Source organism: Terriglobia bacterium (assembly GCA_032252755.1).
Taxonomy (GTDB): domain Bacteria; phylum Acidobacteriota; class Terriglobia; order Terriglobales; family Acidobacteriaceae; genus JAVUPY01.
This window is the reverse complement of the sequence record JAVUPY010000037.1, coordinates 1-21,412: the sequence shown is the minus strand read 5'-3', so window position 1 is coordinate 21,412 and position 21,412 is coordinate 1. Positions and strand designations below refer to the sequence as shown.

The 21,412-nt window shown below is 58.8% G+C and carries 17 protein-coding genes; 11 read left to right on the top strand and 6 right to left on the bottom strand.

Features of this window, described 5'->3' with window-relative positions:
* Window positions 1–8: 8 nt before the first annotated feature.
* Both ROO76_08785 and ROO76_08780 read right to left on the bottom strand, forming a co-directional pair.
* On the bottom strand, window positions 9–698 hold the full coding sequence (locus tag ROO76_08785; protein ID MDT8068248.1) for a hypothetical protein: 690 nt from the start codon (window positions 696–698) through the stop codon (window positions 9–11).
* A 71-nt stretch (window positions 699–769) separates the two neighbouring features.
* Complete coding sequence (locus ROO76_08780) at window positions 770–1,594, bottom strand: XdhC/CoxI family protein (GenBank protein ID MDT8068247.1); 825 nt, start codon at window positions 1,592–1,594, stop codon at window positions 770–772.
* A gap of 226 nt (window positions 1,595–1,820) precedes the next feature.
* Between ROO76_08780 and ROO76_08775 the strand changes: the two genes are divergently transcribed.
* Window positions 1,821–2,843: a zinc-binding dehydrogenase gene (locus ROO76_08775; protein MDT8068246.1), complete on the top strand. Its 1,023-nt coding sequence runs from the start codon at window positions 1,821–1,823 to the stop codon at window positions 2,841–2,843.
* Window positions 2,844–2,856: 13 nt separating this feature from the next.
* Entirely contained in the window at window positions 2,857–4,119 is a 1,263-nt protein-coding gene (locus tag ROO76_08770) for a P1 family peptidase (protein MDT8068245.1), read from the top strand.
* Between the two features lie 63 nt (window positions 4,120–4,182).
* On the opposite strand, the gene ribB is transcribed toward ROO76_08770, so the two are convergent.
* Both ribB and hpnJ read right to left on the bottom strand, forming a co-directional pair.
* Window positions 4,183–5,355 carry a 3,4-dihydroxy-2-butanone-4-phosphate synthase gene (gene ribB / locus ROO76_08765; GenBank protein MDT8068244.1) on the bottom strand — a complete coding sequence of 391 codons (1,173 nt, stop codon included), beginning with the start codon at window positions 5,353–5,355 and terminating at the stop codon, window positions 4,183–4,185.
* 184 nt (window positions 5,356–5,539) lie between these two features.
* Window positions 5,540–7,072, bottom strand: a complete 1,533-nt coding sequence (gene hpnJ / locus ROO76_08760) for a hopanoid biosynthesis associated radical SAM protein HpnJ (protein ID MDT8068243.1) — start codon at window positions 7,070–7,072, stop codon at window positions 5,540–5,542.
* A gap of 371 nt (window positions 7,073–7,443) precedes the next feature.
* Between hpnJ and ROO76_08755 the strand changes: the two genes are divergently transcribed.
* Complete coding sequence (locus tag ROO76_08755; protein MDT8068242.1) at window positions 7,444–8,640, top strand: ABC transporter permease; 1,197 nt, start codon at window positions 7,444–7,446, stop codon at window positions 8,638–8,640.
* A 199-nt stretch (window positions 8,641–8,839) separates the two neighbouring features.
* Here ROO76_08755 and ROO76_08750 read toward each other — a convergent pair whose 3' ends face one another.
* A complete protein-coding gene (locus tag ROO76_08750) occupies window positions 8,840–10,081 on the bottom strand; it encodes a TolC family protein (GenBank protein ID MDT8068241.1) in 1,242 nt (413 codons plus the stop codon).
* Window positions 10,082–10,300: 219 nt separating this feature from the next.
* On the opposite strand from ROO76_08750, the gene ROO76_08745 reads away from it, so the two are divergent.
* From ROO76_08745 to ROO76_08710, 8 genes are all read left to right on the top strand, one after another.
* A complete protein-coding gene (locus ROO76_08745; GenBank protein MDT8068240.1) occupies window positions 10,301–11,293 on the top strand; it encodes a YncE family protein in 993 nt (330 codons plus the stop codon).
* A 160-nt stretch (window positions 11,294–11,453) separates the two neighbouring features.
* The gene (locus tag ROO76_08740) at window positions 11,454–12,854 is read left to right on the top strand and encodes an aminotransferase class V-fold PLP-dependent enzyme (GenBank protein ID MDT8068239.1); all 1,401 of its coding nucleotides are present in this window, start codon (window positions 11,454–11,456) and stop codon (window positions 12,852–12,854) included.
* A 140-nt stretch (window positions 12,855–12,994) separates the two neighbouring features.
* Entirely contained in the window at window positions 12,995–14,044 is a 1,050-nt protein-coding gene (locus ROO76_08735) for a GHMP kinase (protein MDT8068238.1), read from the top strand.
* Window positions 14,041–14,985 carry a type II CAAX endopeptidase family protein gene (locus ROO76_08730; protein MDT8068237.1) on the top strand — a complete coding sequence of 315 codons (945 nt, stop codon included), beginning with the start codon at window positions 14,041–14,043 and terminating at the stop codon, window positions 14,983–14,985. The genes ROO76_08735 and ROO76_08730 overlap by 4 nt, the downstream gene beginning before the upstream one ends.
* A gap of 77 nt (window positions 14,986–15,062) precedes the next feature.
* The gene (locus tag ROO76_08725; GenBank protein MDT8068236.1) at window positions 15,063–16,169 is read left to right on the top strand and encodes a hypothetical protein; all 1,107 of its coding nucleotides are present in this window, start codon (window positions 15,063–15,065) and stop codon (window positions 16,167–16,169) included.
* 109 nt (window positions 16,170–16,278) lie between these two features.
* Window positions 16,279–17,919 carry an NAD+ synthase gene (locus tag ROO76_08720; protein ID MDT8068235.1) on the top strand — a complete coding sequence of 547 codons (1,641 nt, stop codon included), beginning with the start codon at window positions 16,279–16,281 and terminating at the stop codon, window positions 17,917–17,919.
* A gap of 27 nt (window positions 17,920–17,946) precedes the next feature.
* The gene (locus tag ROO76_08715; protein MDT8068234.1) at window positions 17,947–18,915 is read left to right on the top strand and encodes a thioredoxin domain-containing protein; all 969 of its coding nucleotides are present in this window, start codon (window positions 17,947–17,949) and stop codon (window positions 18,913–18,915) included.
* Window positions 18,916–19,134: 219 nt separating this feature from the next.
* Window positions 19,135–20,817: a mismatch repair protein gene (locus ROO76_08710; GenBank protein ID MDT8068233.1), complete on the top strand. Its 1,683-nt coding sequence runs from the start codon at window positions 19,135–19,137 to the stop codon at window positions 20,815–20,817.
* Between the two features lie 5 nt (window positions 20,818–20,822).
* Here the strand turns inward: ROO76_08710 and ROO76_08705 are convergent.
* The coding region (locus ROO76_08705; GenBank protein MDT8068232.1) for an agmatine deiminase family protein at window positions 20,823–21,412 on the bottom strand (590 nt) is incomplete at its 5' end.

Genomic DNA, 21,412 nt, shown 5'->3' with positions numbered 1-21,412 from the left:
CCGGGTGATCACTGCTTGCTCTGCGACTGGTGCTTCACCAGTTCGCGCAAATGCGCGCGCACGAACTTCTCCTTGCAATTCACGAGAAAGCCGATCGGGCTCTGCAAGTGATGGTACAACTCGTACAGTTCCTTCGCACCGGCCTCCGTCGCCGCCTCGAACCGCTCTTTGCCGACCTCGTTCTGCAACTGCGCCAGGAACATCATCTGGAACTGCTTGGCCATTTCGAGCAGCAGCTTGATCTTGGCTTCCGACGACAAATTGCCGATGCGCTCGGCGCCGGCTTCATCTGTGGCGGCAATGCGCCGAACCAGGTGCGAGCAGAATGCTGCCGTCTCAAGCGGGTCGAGCCAGAGAAAGCCGAATTCATCCAGATTCTGGCCTTTCAGGACCGGGTCGAGTTCCTCGCGGAAGAGCCACTGACGCAGCGAAGCTACGGCGTGCGGAAATATCTGCGCGCCATGCTCGCCCGTCGATTTCAAATAGTCGAGCAACTCGCGCAGGGAAGTCATGTGCTCGCGAGCCTGTGCGGCCTCCTCGTTCGAGAGATGCTTGTCAATGAGGCGCTCAAGTAATTGCACGAACACCTTGTGTACGACCGCGAGGGTCTCCGGCTCAGGGTCGAGCAGGGCCTGGCCGAGCAGGGGTTCGTAGATGGGTGCGCAATCCGCCTTGAATCGCGAAGAGCCGTTGGACATAGACCTCCGGGCGGACGGGGGACCGCCAGTACTATGCTAACAATTGGAGCGCGTCCTGCAAACGAATTCAGCTAGTGAGATGCTGTCCGGTCCTGAACGGGGCGAGCTTTAGAGAGGGCTCCGGCATCTACTCCTCGGCGGGCGGCAATCATTTCTGCCACAATCGCCACAGCGATTTCTTCCGGCGTCACCGCCCCAATCTCCAGCCCAATCGGGGCATTGATCCGCTCGAATTTCGCTGCTGGAAGGCCTTCCTTCTCCAACTCTTTGTAGATGGACAGCACCTTCCGCTTCGAGCCGATCATGCCGATGTACTTGGCCGGCTGATCGACGGCCCAACGAAGTACCCGCATATCGTCGCGATGCCCGCGCGTGACAATCACGATATAGGCATGTTCGGGAATTTCAAGCCTGGAGAGAGCGGCGTCGAAATCCTCGGCAACGATCTGTCGCGCTTCTGGAAACCGTTCACGACTGGCATACGCTTCGCGATCGTCGATGATCGATACGCCGAAACCAGCGAGGGACGCCATCTTAGAGAGATTCAGCGCAACGTGTCCTGCGCCGAAGATGAACAGTTCCGCCGGAGGAAGAATAGGTTCGATAAAGACCTCCAGGGTACCACCGCACACGAGGCCGGTGTCATAGCTGGGATTGTTATTGAGATCGAAACTGAGCGAGCGGGGCTTCTCCTGCTCCATGACCTCGCGCGCGGCCTGCCAAACGTCAGCCTCGACGCATCCGCCGCCGATAGTACCCATGATCGAGCCGTCATCGCGAACCAGCATCTTTGCCGTTCGAAACGACGGAATCGATCCGCGAACGCTGGTGATGGTCGCCAGGGCGCCCTTGCGTCCAGCACGGCGCAACGCGACTATCTCTTCGTAGAGGTCCATGCGTTTATTATCCGCGAGGGGTGTGACAGTTCGCAAACCGATTCGCCACTGTGACGCAGAGGCACAGAGGAATTGATGCACAAACCCAAAATCAAAAGGACTGGGGGCGGTGACAAAACCCCTTTTCGTTTGAGTATTGTGCCTGACAATCTCTGCGCCTCTGCGTCTCTTGGGTGAGTCGGTCCTGCGTTTCTGATAGCATTTTCGGTTCGCGAGGAGCGCCATCATGAAAGCCATCCGATTCCACCAGCACGGTGGGCCGGAAGTGTTGAAATACGAAGATGTGCCCGACCCGGTATTGCGCAAAGACCAGGTACTGGTGCGTGTGAAGGCCGTCGCGCTCAATCACCTGGATCTCTTCGTGCGCCAGGGTGTGCCGGGCGTGCCTCTCCCGCAGATTCCCGGCAGCGACATCGCCGGAGATGTCGTCGAGGCAGGCGAGTACGTAACGGACATCAAGCCGGGCACTCGTGTCCTGCTCGCCCCCATGTATTTTTGCGGAGTTTGCGACAAATGCGTCAGCGGGAAGCAGAACTTCTGTCCGCAGTTCAGCGTTTTCGGCTATCGTGTGCCCGGTGGGGACAGTGAACTATTTGCAGCTCCCCGCGTAAACGTCCTGCCGATCCCAGATGAATTGACCTATGACGAGGCCGCAAGTGTCCCGCTCGTCTTCCTGACGGCATGGCACATGCTCGTCGGCCGTGCAAAGATTCAACCGGGGCAAACCGTCCTCGTGCTCGGCGCCAGTTCCGGCGTGGGTTCGGCAGCCATCCAAATTGCGAAGCTCTGGAACTGCCGCGTCATCGCAACTGCCGGCAGCGAGTCGAAGCTGGATCGCGCACGAGAACTTGGCGCGGATTTGGTGATTGATCACTACACGCAAAAAATCTCGGAGCGCGTCAAAGAGATCACCGCAAAGCAAGGCGTCGATGTGGTATTCGAGCACGTAGGACAAGCCACATGGCCCGAGAGCATACGCTCGCTCAAACCCGGCGGAACGCTCGTCACCTGCGGTGCGACCACCGGACCCGAGGGCATCATCGACTTGCGAGTGCTATTCTCGCGTCAGTTGAGCCTGCTCGGCTCCTTCATGGGGAACATGGGCGAGTTTCGCGAGGTGATGAAGCACGTATTTGCCGGACGGCTGCAGCCTGTTGTCGACAAGAGTTTTCCATTGCGCGATGCGGCAGGCGCGCATGAATACCTTGCCAAGAGCAACATGTTCGGCAAAGTCATACTGAATCCGTAATCTTAGAGGCAGAATGAAATTCCGATTGATCCCGCTTTTCCTGGCACTCGCGACAATCGCCGCTGTTGCCCAGCAACCGGCAAATGTCTTAACAGAAAAACCCATCCGCGCACGCGACCTTGGGATTCCTTTCCAGGGAACACCCGGAGCGTTGAACGCAATCACCGACGTGAAGGGCGTCGAGGTCGGCATGACCACGCTGATCTCTGGAAGCGGGCCGCTCGTAGTCGGCAAAGGCCCCGTGCGCACCGGAGTGACGGTCATCTTTCCGCGTGGCAAAACGGCGAAAGATTCCGTAATGGCGGCCACGACGGTGCTCAACGGCAATGGCGAAATGACCGGTACAAACTGGATCAAGGAGAGCGGTTTCATGCAGGGCGCCATGGCAATCACGAATACCCATAGCGTTGGCGTCGTTCGTGACTCGATCATCGCTTGGCAGGGAAAAACCGGCTATATCCCTCTCTCCGATCTCTACACCGCCGACCTTTGGGCTTCGCTGCCGGTGGTGGCCGAGACCGCCGACGTACCGCTGAACGACATGAACGGATTCCACGTCAAGCCGGACGACGTTTTTGCCGCGATGAATACAGCGAGTTCTGGACCGGTCCCCGAAGGCAACGTCGGCGGCGGGACCGGAATGATCTGCTTCGGTTGGAAGTGCGGTACCGGAACTGCGTCGCGCAAACTGCCGGACACGCAGGGAGGCTATACCGTCGGCGTGCTCGTGCAATCCAACTTCGGCAACCCTCACAATCTGACCATCGCGGGAGTTCCTGTGGGAAGGGAACTGGTGCCGCCGGCGATCGCCGAACCAAAGCCCGCGGGCAGCGGATCGATCATCGTGGTCATAGCCACCGATGCGCCACTGCTCCCGACGCAATTGAGACGTATCGCCAAAAGGGCCATCCTGGGGGTGGGACGCATTGGCGGTCTGGGGGAAGACTCGTCGGGTGACCTCATCCTGGCATTCTCCACGGCGAACCCGGGCGCCGTTTCCGCAAAAAAGATTGCTACCGTCCAGATGCTTCCGAACGACGAGATCAACCCTCTTTTCGCAGCCACAGTGGAAGCCACGGAAGAAGCGATCGTCAACTCGATGATTGCGGCTCAGACCATGACCGGAGCCAACAACATCACCGTGCAGGCAATCCCGCACGATCAGTTGCAGCAGCTATTGAAGAAGTACAACCGGCTGAATCCGCCCGGACAGCCTGAACCGGCACCGCAACAGTCACCGACTCCGGTACAAGGACCGAAGAAGCCATCGAGATAGCGAACGCTGCCGGCAGCGTTCGCAAGTTGAAGCTGAGATCGAGTGAATGCCGAGTGCGGAAATCTAGTCCTGGCAGGTCGGAATGTCAGCCTTTACCGGCACTGGCACCTGCTCGACTATTTCCAACCCGAAGCCTTCGAGGGCGGCTACTTTGCGTGGCCGATTCGTGAGCAGGCGCAGACGCTTGAGATTCAGGTCGGTAAGAATCTGCGCGCCGACACCGGTCTCGCGCTGAATCTTTCTCTGGCTCTCGGGAAGAGTTGGCAGGCGCGTTTCCTTGTGGAAGACGAGCGCCTTCTCGCCTTTGAAATCTTCAAATGTGAAGCCGCGTGAGCTCTGGTGCAGGTAAACGATAGCGCCGCGTCCGGCCTCCTGGATCATGCGCATGGACTGTTCGAGCAGGCTGCGACACTCGCACCAGGTCGCGCTGAAAACGTCACCAATCAGGCAATGCGCATGCATGCGGACCAGGGTCGGCTCCTCGCCGAACTTCTCAACATCGCCTTTTACCAGTGCAATATGCGATTCGCCGTCGAGCTGAGATTGGTATGCAATCAGGCGGAAGGTGCCGAAGCGCGTCGGCACAATCGCCTCGCCGACGCGGTGCACGTAGCGCTCGTTCTGCATGCGATAGCGAATGAGTTCGGCGACCGTCAACATTTTCAGGCCGTGCTCGGCGCAGAACTTGGTCAGTTGGGGCACACGGGACATCGTGCCGTCGTCGTTCATGATTTCGCAGATGACGCCGGAAGGATTCATCCCAGCCAGCCGCGCGAGATCAACGGAGGCTTCCGTCTGCCCGGCGCGAACCAGCACGCCGCCTTTGCGGGCGCGGAGAGGGAAGATGTGGCCGGGGCGCGCCAGATCGCTGGGGCGTGTGCGTTCATCGATCGCAACCAGGATAGTTCGCGCGCGATCATAAGCCGAGATCCCCGTTGTCACACCGTCGCGGGCATCAATCGACTCCGTAAACGCCGTACCAAAATTTGAGGTGTTCTCGGCTGACATGGGGCCAAGCCGAAGGTCATCGAGATGATCCTCGGTCATTGCAAGGCAGACGAGGCCGCGCCCATGTTTGGCCATGAAGTTGATGGCCTCTGGCGTGATCTTCTCGGCGGCCATGGTCAGGTCGCCTTCGTTCTCGCGATCCTCGTCGTCAACGACGATGATCATGCGCCCGGCGCGGATCTCGTCCAATGCCGTCGGCACATCACAAAATGGAGCAGCAGGAGTCATTACTTCAAAATTGTAGCAAAGCAGGGTAAACGGGACGTCTCGCGATTGTCACAAAAACGAAAAACACAGCTCCCACAGAGACACCCGAGGCACAGATATCTTGATCAAAAAGACAAAGAACGAAGCCTGCACGGCTTCGTCCTTTGCTTTTGACCGGAATTTTCTCGGTGCCTTGGTAAAGGTTCTAATCGTTCGAAACGCTCAGCGTCTCTTCTTTCGCCTCAGCATGCTGGAGGATTGGGAACGGATTTGGCGCCGGCTGTGGCAGCCGTACCGCCTGCGTCCGCTTCTCTTGGACGGCTTTGTTGCGGGCGGCTCGCAGCGTCATGAAGGCTTTTGCCTCTTTGTACAGGCGCCGGCGCTCTTCACCATTAAACAGAGCCTTCCTGACTATGCGGAAAATAGCCTTGGGGCGGAAGTAGTACTCGTCGTAGAAGCGGTGCACCATCTCCATGACGTAGTCGGCAGGGAGGCCGGGATATTGGACGTGCGCGACCTGGTGTCCGCCGGCGTCGACCATCTGCTGCTCGTTGATAATGAAGCCATTCTCGCGCGCGAAATCGTAGAACTCGGTTCCCGGGTAGGCGTGTGCGATGGAGACCTGGATGGTTTCGACGTCCAGTTCCTTGGCGAACTCGATGGTACGGCGAATGGTTTCCCTGGTTTCGCCAGGAAGACCGAGGATGAAGTCGCCGTGAACGATCAGGCCGAGTTTGTGGCAGTCGCGAGTGAAATCGCGTGCGCGCTCGACGGTGGCGCCCTTCTTGATGTTCTTCAGAATCTGCGGATCTCCAGACTCGTAGCCGACGATCAGGAGCCTGCATCCGGCTTCCTTCATCGCCTTCAGCGTCTCGTAGTCGGTAGTGACGCGCGAGGTGCAGGACCAGGTAAGACCAAGGGGCTTCAGCTTGGCGCAAAGTTCGATGGTGCGGGCTTTCTGGATATTGAACGTGTCGTCGTCGAAGAAGAACTCTTTCACGTAGGGGAAGAGCTCTTTGGCCTTCTTCATCTCCGCGGCAACGTCGTCGCTGGAGCGCTTGCGCCAGGGATGGCCGCTCAAGGTCTGCGGCCACAAGCAGAAGGTGCACTGTGCGGGGCATCCACGGGTGCTGTAGAGCGAGACAAAGGGGTGCAGCAGGAACGGAACGTTATACCGTCGGATGTCCAGATCCCGCGCATAAATCTCGGTCACGTGTGGCAGAGCGTCCAGGTTGCTGATCGAGGGCGCATCCGGATTGTGAACCACCCGCCCGTTTTTGCGGTAACTGACCCCCAAAATATCTTCCAGGGCCTTGCCGTTGGCATACTCGACCACCGCATAGTCGAATTCTTTGCGGACCACGAAATCGATAGCGGGGCAATCGTTTAAGGCCTGCTCGGGCAGGGTAGTGACGTGTGGGCCGACAAACGCAACCTTCAACTTGGGGTTGGCGGCCTTCATGGCCTCGACCAGCCTCATGTCTCCGGGGAAGCCGGGTGTCGAGGTGAATAGCACCAGGAATTCGTATTCTTTACCGATTTCAATCGTCTGCTGAGCGTCGATGTGGTGCGGCGGAGCGTCCAGCAGGCGTGAACCTTCCAGCATGCCGGCCGGATAGGCCAGCCATACCGGGTACCAGTAGGACTCAATCTCGCGAGTTGCGGGCCAACGCGAACTGGCTCCGCCATCAAAATTCTCAAACGAGGGTGGGTTCAAAAACAGTGTCTTCAAGGCCATAGTTCGTATCTTCGGTATGTTAACAGACCATAGCTCCCGGGTGTCGCGTAATTGCAACTGGAACGTAACAAATGAGATGCGGACGGCAGCCCGGAGGTCTCAAATGGTTTCAAGTGTGGCGGAATAAACACGTGGAACCGAAGTACCAACACCTAAGTTGAACCGCAAGGTGAGGGCAGAGCATCAAGGGCGCAACTCCTTCGAACCGCCGGGCGGATGGTAAAGGATAGGACTGATATCGATACTCTTTTGGTATTTTCGCTCTGCCGGCTGACTCCTGATTTCCGGCTTCGCCATTTTGCGTTCTCACATACGTATGCAAACTAAAACACTCCCCACAACCCAGGGTTTATATTAGAACCAACTTTCGCATGTTCAGCCGCGAGACAATCCGCGTCGCCATGGACGCGCTTCGGGCCAATAAGGTCAAAGCTGCTCTTACGATGCTCGGCGTCGTCATCGGGAGCGCTTGCATCGTGCTGGTGGTCACGATCGCCCTGATCGGTAAAACCTACGTCATGGCGCAGATCGAGGGCGTGGGTTCGAACCTGGTTTACGCTTCCTACTTCAGCAACTCCCCCGTACGGCCAGTCGCCGACGAAATCAGCCTCGGGGACCTTGCTGCAGCCAAGCAACTTCCGCATGTCGTGGAAGCCGCCGGCACTCACGACATGTCATCGAGCGTCGTCATCAACGGACAGGAACGGGCCGTGACTCTCATCGGCGTCACGGAAGGCTTCCAGAAAATCCGCAATTTGTTGATTCTCAAGGGGCGCTTCTTCGATTCTGTGGATATGCAAACGGCCAGCAAGGCCTGCATGATCACACAGGACCTGGCGAAGAAACTGCCGGACCAGAACATGGTCGGCAACCAAATCCACATCGGCGAGCTTACCTTTACGGTGATCGCAGTGTTCCGTGAGCGCGTCGCGACTTTCGGCCAGTCCGAAATCACCTCCGAATCAGTGCTGATTCCGTTTCCGCTGATCAAGTACTACTCGGGCAAGAACTACATTCGCACCCTCTACGTGCAGGCCGACAGCGCCGATAATGTCCCGGTCGTTACCAGGGAAGTGCAGCGCCTGCTGGAATCGCGCCATCGGCCAGGCGCTGTCTACCTCGTTCAAAACCTCACTTCAATTCTTGATGCGGCGCGCAAGATTTCAATGGCGCTCACTGCCGTCCTTCTCCTAGTCGGAACCATCGCCCTCATCATCAGCGGCGTGGGAATCATGAACATCATGCTGGTTACGGTTACGGAGCGCACGCGCGAGATTGGTTTGAGGAAAGCCGTAGGCGCGCGCCGTCAGGAGATTCTGTACCAATTCCTTGTCGAAGCAATGGTGATCAGTGGCGTAGGCGCTCTCATCGGCATCGCCGTCGCCCTCGGCATTGACATCATCGCTGGCGCGCTGATCCCCACCGATATGAACCTGCATATCCCCATTTCGGTCGGGTCGATCCTGGCCGCCTTCGTCGTTTCCCTCTCGACCGGAATGATTTTCGGCTGGCTACCCGCCAACCGCGCCTCGAAACTCCAGCCAACAGAATCCTTACGCTACGAGTGAACTAATCGAGGCATCGGGCCATTGTGGGAATCTCTACCTGTTTACTGTCTCCTGTTTGCTGCCTCAAGCCCCGTGGAACCATACATCTAGACCGCCAGGGGAAGATACGGCAAGCACTGACTTCCGGCCTGCAACCCAGCACCGCCCGACCATGAGTTTCGCTGTTGTTGCCTTCCGTTGGCACGATGGCCCGATTAGTTCATTTTTCCAGGGCCCACTCCTGGATCTTCCCGGTTGATCGCAGCATTTGCACGGTAGCCGTGAACAACTGCTGGCTTGCGTCAAGATACTGTGCATACCGGTCGTTAGCGTCCATGCGCGCGGCTTCCAGGTCACGCGAACTGGCCTGGCCCGTCTCGATCTTCGCCTGAACGGCGTCCACTCCTGCCTGCGCGATCTCCCATTGCAGCTTGGCGACATCTTTGGCCGCGGCCAATTGGCGCAAGCTGCGCTGCAATTTGAGGGCTTCGAGCTCGGCGTCATCTTTGGCACTCTCGGCCATTTTCTTCGCCCGGATCGCGTCAGCATCGGCTGCTTCTGCCGCCGCGCGCTGTCCGAAATTGAGGAAATTGAAGCGGATGTTCAATCCAAAGGTGTAGTTGTTGCGTGTGAATTTTTTGTAAACCTGATCGTAGTTGTTGAAAGTCGAGAGCAGGGCGTATTGGGTGCCGAAGTCAAACGCCGGAAGCATCCGGTTGTGCTCGGCCTTGGCCCTCAACTCTGCCGACTTCGCCTTTTCGAACGCCATGCGCACCGTGGGGTTTCGATCCGCGGCATCGCCCGGGACATTGGGATCTTGCGGGATGTCGGGAGGAATTGGAACCGATTCGGCGACAGTTTCAATCGATGCCGCCGGAAATCCGGTAAGTTGTGAAAGCTGATCGCGATACACATCTGCCTGCGCCTCAGCCTCGGCGATGCTCAATGCCACCTGTGCGCTGGCGAGTTGCGTCTTCTTCAGGTCGAGTTCGCTGTCAATACCTTGTTTCAACCTCTGTTGCGAGATGTATTCCGCCTGCTGGGCCGCGGCCTGAGCCTCATGCAGTATCTTCAATTTCGAAGTCACGTTGTCCAGGCCCGAGTATGCCACCGCCGTCTGCATGATCACTGCGTTCTTCTTGTCAACGAGGTCGAGGTCGGTGGCTTTCCAATCTACTTTCGCGGCTTCAATGGATTTCCTCAACGCAGGGTCGAAGACCGACTGTTGCGTGGTGACGTTGAATATCGACGGCGCGGTTCCGACAATCGCCAGAGGGATGCCGACTGAATAGCCGACGCCCGATCCGAAGGCCACGGAAGGGAGGTAGCTGTCCTTGGCAGAGAGATACTCCTGGTAGGTCTTCGTCTGGTCGGCCTGCGCGATAGCCATGGTGCCGCTGTGCTTCAACGCGGCTTCCACCGCGCGCCGGAAAGTGATGGGCTCCGCAAATGCAGCCGTCACCAAAAAAACAGAAACAAGGAAAGCACATACAGAAGGGCGCAATAGTAAACGCATCGATGAACCCTTTCTATGCTGAAAGGCCGAGTATAAACGTCTGGGTGGTAAAGCGAAAAACACCAAACGGGCGGGAAAGTCGTGTGGAACAGGCGGGCAGCATCACTGGCGCCAGACGCATCCTAGGATTTGCATGCCGGAACTCTCGGCTGCGCCGTCGACCTCATGTTCCCTCGTCGCCTACTCCCGATACTGTTGATTGCGCTCGCTAGCGTACCTGCCTTGGCACAGAGCGTGCGCGAAATCGGTATGCTCGATATTCCCGGCAAGCCCGGCTTCGACGGGATGGCCGTCGTACACGGCATCGTGCTGATGAGCCATGCCGGCGCCGGCACCGTGGATATTTTCGATCCGGCCAAGCGCCGCCTGATCGCTAAAGTGAAGGGCATGTCGGACCCGCGCGGGATCGCCGTCGATCCCGATGGCGAGCGAGTTTTCATCGCCAACCATAATGCCAACAACATCGTTGTCCTCGACGCGAAGGATTGGCACGTGACCGGCACGATTCCGCTGAACGGTTCGCCCGCGGAGTTGGCCGTCATCCCGGCCTGGGGCATGCTGGCCATCACGGACCCCCTCCAGCAGCGATTGATGCTCGTCGATCTGCACACTCGGCAGCAGGCCAACACGGTTCCTCTTCCCGGAACACCTCGGGAGTTAGCCTTCGATTCTTCGCGCGGGCTCCTGCTCGCCACCCTGGAGGACCTTGGCGAAGTCCTCGCGCTCAATAAGGACCTGCAAATGACGCGCCGCACGAAGCTGGCCGCATCTCAACCGACTGGCATCGTCTACGACCGCAAACTTGACCGCATTTACGTGTCGGTGCGCTACGCCGTGCTCTCGCTGGATGCCGCGAACGGCAAGGAGCTCGCCCGCGTCCCCGCCGATGCCGGCATCGACAATCTCTGGCTCGACCCTGATTCGCGCATGCTCTACGGTGCAGCCGGTGGCTCCCTCCTGGTCATGAAGGCCGACTCGCGCCTGCACGCCGTCGACGAGTTGCCGACCGACGTGAAGGGTTACTCCGTGGCATATGACGCCGACCGCAAACTGGTCTTGTTCCCCGGCGGTCGCGAAGGCCGCTCCAAACTCCTGCTGCTCAGTGTGCCGGGACAAGGCAACGATCAGGACTCCAGCGCGGAAGCGAAACTGCAATAAGTGGCGAACTGCGAGGTACGAGGTTCGGGGTACGAGGGTTCAGTCATCTGAGACCACCCCCGATTTTCTTTGACACCTCATACCTGACACCTCGCCCACCGTACCTCGCAACTCGTACCTTCTTGAACATCTCCCCTACACCCTGTAACTTCATCTCGTCATGTCCCGTCTCAATCTTTCCCCCGAGCAGTACCGCAAACTCGCCAACCGCGCCGTTGACCTGACCACTGTCTTTCTTCAGCAATTGCCGACAGCGCCATCTTTTCCGGAAACCAGCGGAGAAGAAACCAACGCGATTTTTGATCTGGGCCTGCCGGAAGAGCCTCTTGGCGAGGCCGCATTCGACGATTTCGCGCGAGTGCTCGAGTTATCTCGACAGAACACTCCCCGATTCTTTGGATACGTATTGGGTTCCGGTGAGCCTGTCGGTGCGATAGCCGACCTGGTGGCGAGCGTCCTCAACCAGAACGTGACTTCATGGCGGTCCGGACCCGCGGCGGCGACCATTGAGCGAACAGTCGTGCGCTGGTTGGGCGAGTTCATCGGCTGCCGCGGATTCTCCGGGAGCCTGACCGGTGGCGGTTCCTCGGCGAACCTGATGGGGCTGGCCATGGCGCGGGAGGCCAAGGCTCCCGCGAACGACACCGGCGCGCAACCAGTCGTGATCTACACTTCGAGCGAAGTTCATATGTCGGTGCCCAAGGCCGCGGCGTTGCTCGGGCTTGGCTACAACTCCATTCGCTACATCGGCGTCGACGAGCGCTTCCGGATGAAAGTTGACGAGTTGGAGAAGGCCATCCGCGAAGACCGCGGGGCGGGGAAGCGCCCGATTGCAATTGTCGGCAGCGCCGGAACGACCGCAACCGGCAGCATCGATCCCCTCGACGAGCTCGCAACCATCGCCTCCGCCAACGATCTCTGGTTCCACGTCGATGGCGCCTATGGCGCATTCGCAGCATCGGTGGCCCCAGACAAGTTCCGCGGCCTCTCCCGTGCCGATTCGCTCTCTCTTGACGCGCACAAGTGGCTCTACCAACCACTGGATTGTGGGTGCCTTCTCTACCGCAACCCCACCGCCGCGCAACGTGCTTTCTCACACAGCGGCGACTACACCAAGGTTCTCTCGAGCGATCCGATTGAGGGCTTTGCGTTCTTCGAGGAGTCGATGGAACTCTCGCGCCGCTTCCGCGCCCTGAAAATCTGGCTATCGCTGCGCTATCACGGCGCACAGGCCTTTCGGGATTCCATCGCGGAAGATTTGCGATTGGCACTGCACCTGGCATCCGTCGTCGGTGAACATGACAAACTCGATCTGCTCGCCCCCGTCGAACTGAGCGCCGTCTGCTTCCGCTACAGGCCCGAAGCAAATTCCGAAGACGAGGTAAATGCTGTCAACGCCGAGATCGTGAAGCGCTCGCAACGCGCCGGACGCGTCTTCTTCTCCAATGCGATGCTCAACGGCAAATTCGCCCTCCGCGCCTGCATCACAAACCACCGCAGCACGCAGAAAGATGTGGAAGAAGTCGTAAGGGAAGTGATGAGACTGAGCGCGGAGATTTGAATTCACTTTCTCATCCTGAAGTCACGAAGGCACGAAGAGTTTAGAAATGACCTCCTTCGTGCCTTCGCGCCTTCGTAGTGAACCTCATCGTCAATCTGAAAATCGTCAATCGTCAATTGTTGTGATAGAACACTTCTGTCATGCCGACCCAAGGGAATTCCCAGCAAATCATCCTTTCGCAAGCCCCATGTCGCGTTGATCTCGCCGGAGGCACCGTCGATCTCTGGCCTCTTTATCTCTTTCATCCTGGTGCTGTCACGGTAAACCTCGCGGTCAACGTTCTCACCACCTGTCGCATTCATCCCACATCTGGCAAGCAGATTCATCTCAAGTCCACCGATACTGGACGCGAGGAAAAGTTTGCGAGCTTCGGCGAACTCTGCAAGGCGACGAAGTTCAAACATCCTCTTGCCGCCTATCTTGTGAAATTCTTCGCGCCCGAAGGTGGGTTCCGCATGGAGACACACTCCGAGTCTCCAGCCGGAGCGGGCATCTCAGGTTCCTCGGCGCTGATGATCGCCTCGACGGCCGCGTTGGCGAAGTTCACGGGAAGGGAACTGGGGCTGGAGGAGACGCGCGTGCTCGCTCAGAACATCGAGGCGCAACTGATCCAGGTTCCCACCGGCTGCCAGGACTATTACCCGGCGCTTTACGGAGGCGCCAGCGCTATTCATCTCGACCCTGACGGCATTCATCGTGAAGCCATTCCGGTTCCGCTCGAGGAACTCGACTCGCGTTTCGTGCTCGCCTATACCGGAGCGCCGCGACAGTCCGGTATCAACAACTGGGAAGTCTTCAAGTCGCATATCGACGGCAACAAGAAGGTGTTCCGTAATTTCGAGAACATCACCGCGATCGCCCAGGCCATGCACGCCGCACTCGCAAACGGCAAGTGGAGAGAAGTAGCGCGTCTCATTCGAGAGGAATGGAAACTGCGTCGCACCAACGCGCCGGGAATAACCACGCCGTTCATAGATAAACTTGTGGATGTGGCGAAAAAGAATGGCGGATTGGCCGCAAAGGTGTGCGGAGCCGGCGGCGGCGGTTGCGTCCTGTTCTTCGCCGAACCGGATACCCGCGAGCGGGTTGAGAATGCCCTGCGCGCGGCGGAGGCCACGATTCTGCCCTTCCGGGTCGCTCGTGAAGGTCTGTCGGTCCAGGTCGTTGCCGCGACCCAGGCTTCGAAATGACTCCGGAGCACCCCATTTTTTCCGGGCCGACGCCGGAATATGTTCCGGCGCCGGTCTCCCTCCCCAAGCCGCCGCATCCACTTGTGCGTTTTCTTCTGGCCGCGATCCTGGTTGTGCTCGCGAATCTCTTCATTCCGATTCTCACGTTTCTTGCTTTCGCCGGGCACCCGTTACTGGCCGACACTGCTTATCGCTGGCTCGCCGCAGCCGTGCTGGCTGGAGGCTTTCTGCTCTACACGCGCATTCTCGATCAGTGGGATGGCGATCCCTGGCAGTATCAAGGACTCCCCTGGAGACGGCTGGCAGTAACGCAGTCCGCAGCAGGATTCGCGATCTCGGCTGTCCTCATCACCATCGCAGTTGCGTCGGTGGCGATCATCGGCCACCTGTCGCTCGCTTTCAATTTCTCCGGCCTGGCAATCGCCCATGAACTGCTCGCAGTAGTACTTCTCATCGGAGGTGCGGCCCTGGAAGAACTCGCGTTTCGCGGATATCCCTTTCAGCGCCTCGTGGAAGCCATTCGCCCGATCGGTGCCATCATCGTGCTTTCGATCTTTTTCGGCGCAGTTCACCTACAGAATCCCAACTCGCAGGGCATGCTCAGCCTCGCGTTTTTCAACACTATCCTGGTGGGAGTCCTTTTCGCCTACGCCTACCTTCGCACCCGAACCCTCTGGCTCCCCATCGGGATGCACTTTGGGTGGAATTTTTTTCTCGGCATCGTTTACGGATTACCGGTCAGCGGAATTCGCGATTTTTCGATCGTTGTCCGCTCCACTGCGCACGGCTCGCACTTGCTCACGGGCGGCGCTTACGGTCTGGAAGCCAGCCTGACTGGCACGCTGGTGCTTCTTCTTGGGTTCGTGCTGGTCGCTTGGGCCCCAAAGCCGGAACTCTCTTCCATTTCCGTGCCGCAACGTAACACAGAGGCGAGCATCTAACTCCGGTGAAGCCGGCTTGAGCCCCCTCCTGGGGTACTGAAACGGGCTTATAATGCAGGCAGAAATCGAGGCCTCCCATGAAGCCGCATCGCAAAGCAGCGCTCGCTGCCGCGCTCGTCATTCTTGCCGTTCCGTTACTTGCGGGAGATAAAGGCAAACCGGAGAAACTCAACGACCAGGGGCGGCAGATGATCATCCGCAACTTCCAGGCGGAACAGGTCTTCTGTCACACCTATTTCCCCATGGGAAAGGTCGGCCTCAAGATCACGCCGGACGGCAGGGTCACGCCCGGTCCCCAGGAAGTTCGAGCGATGGTGGCCCAGTACGGTCCCGCCGCCAAACCCGGCGACCGCGTGCGAATTACCAACGTGCTCTTCAAGGGCAAGGCCATCATTTTCGAGATCAACGGTGGCCCGGTTAAAAAGAAGAAATGGTACGAGCGCATTTCCGTGGGAGCGACGGGTGGCCAGGTAGCGCCCATGGATCGCAGTGGCGATCCCACCAATCTCGACGTCAATAATCGCGGGTCGTATATCGCTATCGAATTCAAGAACTACATTCCGCAAGTCACCACGGAACAGATTAAAACCATGCTGAAGCCGATTCTCGACTTCACGGCCTTGAATGCCGCGCAAGCCTACGCCGCGTCGCTGCCGCCTGTCGTGCAGCAGGCAATCAAGGACCACAGAGCGCTCGTCGGCATGGACAAGGACATGGTGATGGCCGCCATGGGTCGCGCCGACAAGAAGATCCGTGACAACGACGGCAAAGAAGATTACGAAGAGTGGATGTATGGTCAGCCGCCGCAGGAAGTACATTTCGTGCGCTTTGTCGGTGATCGTGTGATCCGCGTCGAAACCATGAAGGTGGACGGCGAAAAGATCGTGCGCACTACTCCGGAAGTCCACATCGACACTGGAACCGAGGTCGCCAAGAAAGAGCAGGCACCAGAACAGCAACCCGAAAACGCACCAAGCCTGCTCCGTCCAGGCGAAAAGGCCATCACCACAAGCCCGGGGGCTCGACAGGATCCCCATCAGACACCACCGCCCGGCAGCCCCACGCAAACACAACCCGGGCAGCCCGGACAACCGGACAACATGCCGGGTTCCGATCCCACCGGGGCCCCGCCAACCATGGGCGGACCTCCCGGCGGCGGTATGGGAACGAGTCCGCCGATGTAGACCGGCATTAAGCTCCACACGCCCACCTGGTACTCAGGTGGGTTTTTCTTGCAGGGGGTAATTCTCTCGTCAGTTGGCGACCCTCGCTCGCGCGCTTTACACTTAATCCGTGATCCTCGCCCTGGGACAGATCAACACCACGGTTGGCGACTTCAAAGGCAACGCCGCCAAAATCATCGAGTATTCCCGGCGCGCTCGCGACGCCGGCGCCGACCTTATCCTCTTCCACGAACTCAGTATCTGCGGCTACCCTCCCCGAGACCTTGTCGAAAAACCCGCATTCCTCGCCCGCAACCAATCGGCGCTCGAAGAAGTCACCGCCGCTACCCAGGGAATCGCCGTCGTCTGCGGATTCGCCAGCCCCGCGCACGCCAGCACCGGCAAGAGCGTCATGAACTCCGCCGCGCTCCTTCGCGACGGCAAAATCGCCTTCGTGCAATCCAAGCGCCTGCTGCCGACGTATGACGTCTTCGACGAATCCCGCAATTTCGCTCCCGCGAAGCACCAGGAACTTATCGACCTCTGCGGCTCCAAGATTGCGCTCACCATTTGTGAAGATGCCTGGAATGATAAGAATTTCTGGAATCGACAACTTTACGGAGTCGATCCCGTCGCCGAACTCCTCGGCGCCGGCGGCCAGATCTTGCTGAACATTTCCGCTTCGCCCTTTCACCTCGGCAAGCGCGAATTCCGTTACGAAATGCTTGCCACCATCGCCACCCACTATCGCGTTCCTGTGGCCATGGTGAACCAGGTCGGCGGCAACGACAGCCTCGTCTTCGATGGCTCCAGTCTGGTGATCGGCCCTGACGGTCTCGTGCTGGCGCAGGCGAAATCCTTCGAAGAGGACCTGATCTACTTCGACACCGCGACCCAGAAGGGCGACGTCCACGAGCGCCCTCCCGGAACCGAAGCCAGCGCCTACTCCGCGCTCGTTCTTGGCACCCGAGACTATGTCCACAAGTGCGGCTTCCGCCAGGCCATCGTCGGTCTCAGCGGCGGTATCGACTCCGCCCTCACCGCCGCCATCGCCGCCGAAGCCCTCGGTCCGGAAAATGTCATCGGCGTCGGCATGCCCAGCCAGTATTCCTCGCGGGGAAGCATCGAAGACGCGCGCGAACTCGCCGCCAACCTCGGCATCCGTTTCGAAATCGTTCCCATCGTCGATATCTTCGGCTGCTTCAAGCACGCGCTCTCCGGCGTCTTTGCCGGACTGCCCGAGAACGAGACCGAGGAGAACATCCAGGCGCGCATTCGCGGCACCATTCTCATGGCGCTCTCCAACAAGTTCGGCGCGCTCGTGCTCTCCACCGGCAACAAGTCGGAACTCGGTGTCGGCTATTGCACCCTTTACGGAGACATGGCCGGCGGACTCGCGGTCATCTCCGATGTGCCGAAGACGATGGTCTACCGTATAGCCTCATACGTGAATTCGGTGCGCCACGTCATCCCGAAATCGACGATGACCAAGGCGCCCTCCGCCGAACTCCGCCCCAACCAGTTCGACAGCGACTCTCTGCCGCCCTACGACATCCTTGACCAGATCCTCGAAGACTATGTCGAGGACCTTCGCTCGGCCGAGCAGATCGCGGAAACCCGCAAAGTGGATATCGAACTCGTGCGCCGTGTGGTAAAGATGATAGAGCGTTCAGAGTACAAGCGACAGCAAGCGGCCCCGGGGATTAAGATCACGGAAAAGGCGTTCGGTGTGGGACGCCGTTTCCCCATAGCAGTCCGTCACGAAGTCTGAGTTTGAGTTGAAGGACAGAAGGAATCCATGTACAGGAAAATCGCATTGATCATGGCGAGCGCAGCCTTTATGACTGGCTTTGCGTTCGCTCAACAATCGCCGAAGACGCCCATAAAGACCGCCAAGCCCGCGAAAGCATCTACATCCAACTCGGCAAAAACGGCTGCTCCCGCCGAGAAGAAGACCGAAGAAGTCCCGGCCACCGACGCCAAGCTCCCCGATCAGGCCACGGTGCTCGCCTTCTACAACCGCATGTTCGGGTTCCAGCCCAACCTCAACTTCAAGGTCGCCGACATCCGCTGGTCCCAAGTCCCCGGCGTCGCCGAAGTCACCGCCCTCGCCAGCACGCCCGAAGGCCAGCAGGTCGCCAAACTCTACGTCATGCCGGACGGCAAGCACGCCATCAACGGCGAAATGATCCCCTTCGGAGCCGATCCTTACTCCGACAACCGCCAACTCCTGCAAAAGGCCTTTGGCCCAACCCGCGGCTCGGCCACGCCCAGCGTAACCATTGTCGAGTTCGGCGATCTTGAGTGTCCGGCCTGCAAGGCAGCGCAGCCCATCGTCGACCGCCTGCTCAGCAACGAACCTAACGCCCGCCTCATCTTCCAGAGCTTCCCGCTCGCCGAACTCCATCCCTGGGCCATGGAGGCCGCCAGCTATCTCGACTGCATCTACCGCACCAGCAATCAGGACGCCAACACTTTCATCGAGGCCATCTACACCAACCAGGGCGAGATCACCAAGGAGAACGCAATCGACAAGCTGAAGCAGTACGCCCAGCAGGCCGGCGCCGACCCGGCCAAAATCGCCACCTGTGCCGCCAGCCTCGACACGCGCGAGCGCATCGAGAAGTCGATCGACCTCGGCAGGAAAGTGAAAGTCACCGGCACCCCAACGCTCTTCGTGAACGGCCGCCCCATCAGCAACGTTGGCGGCGTCCCCTACGACACATTGAAGGCGCTCGTCGATTTCGAGGCCACACAGAAACAATAGTTTTCGCCATCCAAGAAAGTTCCTGTGCCCCGTCCTGGCTCGCCAGGGCGGGGTAGTTCGTTTGGGAGACGGCGCCCATCTCTCTTGGTTTGACCGTCACTCCTCCTGCTGTATTCTCAACCTGTGGAGCCAGCGCAGGAATATCGAGACCGCCTCAAACACCGCGAAACAGCAGCCGCTCATTGCGAGGCAATCCACATTCGTCTTGGGAATCTTCGTTTGCTGCTGGGCTTGATAATCGTCGTCCTGGCCTGGGAGTCCCTGAAACAGCATGCCTTCTCGCCGTCGTGGGTGCTGCTTCCATTACTCAGCTTTGTGGCCATTGCGATTTATCATTCGCGCATTCTGACATCCCGTGACACGGCCCGGCGTGAGGCGGTGTTTTATAAGGCTGGCTTGGCTCGTATTGAAGACCGCTGGGCGGGAACAGGACAGACGGGCGAAAGGTTCAACGATCCTCACCACGAATACGCTGCCGACCTCGATCTATTCGGGCGCGGCAATCTCTTCGAACTTCTCTCGACTGCCCGTACCCGCATGGGTGAAGAGACCCTTGCGAAGTGGCTGCTCGCCCCATCGACAGTGGATGAGATCGCCGAACGGCACGTGGCCGTTCGTGAGCTGCGGGATCAGCTTGATCTCCGCGAGGATTTGGCCATATTGGGCGCGGATTCAAGCGTGGGCGTACATCCGCAAGCCTTGCTCCAATGGGCGGAAGGTCCATCCGAGACAAAGCCCCGCTGGCTTCGCGGCTTCAGTTGGGTGCTCGCGCTCCTGGCAATCGGTGGCGTTGTCGTGTGGGGCTACTTCGGAATCGCCACCCCATTTTTCATCGTCATCGTCGTCGAAAGCATTCTGAGGTACTCCCTGCGGAACTGGATTGACAAGGTTCTGCTCAGCTCCGAGCATGTGTTTCACGACCTCGGCTTGCTCTCCGGCGTTTTGGCGCGGGTCGAACAACAGGCTTTCTCTTCGCCACGTCTGAAATCTCTTCAGCGAGACCTCTCCTCGCATACGCTTGCGAGTTCCGAAGCGATCGCTCGTCTCAAAACCATCGTCGATTTCTCCGATTCCCGGAGAAACATGATTGTGGGCCTGCTCGATATTCCGCTGATGTACTCGGTGCACGTAGCATTCGCCGCTGATCGCTGGCGAAGCGATCACGGACATGCGGTCCGTCGCTGGTTAGAGGCAATCGGCGAGATCGAGGCACTGATATCACTGGGAACCTACAGCTATGAGCATCCCGCCGACCCATTTCCAGAGTTTACAGAAGGAGCGGCGCGTTTCGAATCCGAGGAGATTGGGCATCCACTGGTCCCCGCGGGACGCTGCGTTCGCAACAGCGTGCGTTTGTGCGGAGACACTCGAGTTCTTCTCGTAAGCGGTTCAAATATGTCTGGCAAAAGCACGTTGCTTCGGACAGTCGGTATTAACACCGTACTGGCGATGGCTGGCGCACCTGTCCGGGCGCAACGCCTTCGACTGACCTCCTTGCATGTGGGTGCGAGCATTCGGATCAACGATTCCTTGCAGGAAGGAAGCTCGCGCTTTTACGCCGAAATTACTCGATTGCGTAAGCTCTTCGATCTTGCAGACCGTGATCTTCCACTGCTATTCCTGTTGGACGAGTTGCTGCAAGGTACCAACTCGAATGACCGGCGAATAGGAGCCGAGGGCGTACTTCATGCATTCCTGGACCGCGGTGCCATAGGAATGGTCAGCACCCACGACCTGGCGCTCGCGGAGATTGGTGGCCCGCTCGATGGGCACGTACACAACGTTCACTTCCAGGAAGAGTTCGAGGACGAAAGAATTCATTTCGATTACAAGTTGCGCGAGGGCATTGTTACGAAGAGCAATGGGCTGGCGTTAATGAGGTCGATTGGTTTGGACGTGTAACGTCGTCACTCGCCCTTCGGCTGTTGCTGTGTCATGCAGTGGATCGTCCCGAGTCCCCAGACGAGATCTCCGCAGTAAATCGGCGCGATCCTGCGTTTCGGCATCAACTCTGCGAGCGTGTTCAGCGCAATGCGGTCGTTGGGATCGTTGAACACAGGCACCAGCACGCGCCCATTCGCGATATAGAAGTTCGCGTAGCTCGCGGGCAGTCGCTGGTCGCGATAGACGACCGGCGAAGGCATCGGGATCTTCACGATCCGCAGCGGCTTCCCGTCCTGATCCTTCGCGCGCGTCAGTCGCTTGTAGTTCTCGCGCAGGATCTCGTGATTTGGATCGCTGCGGTCGTCCTCGAAGCATGTGACGATCGTGTTCGGGCCGACGAACCGCGTGATGTCGTCGACATGACCGTGAGTGTCGTCGCCAACAATGCCGCGCTCGAGCCAGATCACGTTGGTGACGCCAAGGTATCGCTCGAAGATCAGTTCGATATCCGCTCGCGATAGCCCCGGATTGCGCTGCTGAACCGTGCTAAGCAGGCACTCTTCGGTGGTGATCAGCGTTCCGCGCCCGTTGACGTCGATGCTTCCGCCCTCAA